At 71.7% G+C, this 520-nt stretch carries 1 protein-coding gene; it reads right to left on the bottom strand.

Annotated features, from left to right (window positions below):
• Positions 1 to 502, bottom strand: a 502-nt coding sequence (locus tag BFF77_RS32050) for a hypothetical protein (protein ID WP_079125675.1), incomplete at its 3' end; no start/stop codon positions are given.
• Positions 503 to 520 lie beyond the last annotated feature (18 nt).

Raw genomic sequence — 520 nt, 5'->3', positions numbered from 1 at the left:
GCGTCGGCAGCACCGATGCCTTCAGCTCGCCGTGCGGATCGTAGACGGCGCACATGATGTCCCGGTCGCCGTCCGCCCAGGTCTCCTCCGTCGGCAGGATCGGATAGAAGTCGAGCCCGGACTTCTCCCGGCTGGTCCAGTTGACCCGGAAGCCGCGTTCGCAGCCGCGCCACGCGAAGTCCGCCAGCGCCGGGCGGTCATAGGCGCCGTCCTCGGCCTCCAGGAAGCCGTACGACTGGTTGGCCGCGCCCTCACGGCACGCGCGGTAGAGCACGACCTTCTCGTCCGCCGTCACGGAGTACGTGGGATCGGTGAAGCACTCCGCGCCTTCGATGAGCAGGATGCCCGACGTCTCCGCCGTGATGAAGGCGTCGTCCTTGCGCACCGCCACCACCGACGGCTCGACCAGCAGGGTCCCGAGCGCGAGCAGGCTCGGAACGGCGGCCAGCAGACGGCGCGTCCGGCGACGGGCGGTGGCGGGGCGGGCGACGGCGACAGGCATGGGCGGGCACCTGGGGGG

This window comes from Streptomyces lushanensis (assembly GCF_001700515.1).
In the GTDB taxonomy this organism is placed as follows: Bacteria; Actinomycetota; Actinomycetes; order Streptomycetales; family Streptomycetaceae; genus Streptomyces; species Streptomyces lushanensis.
This window is presented reverse-complemented; position numbering and strand designations above follow the sequence as displayed.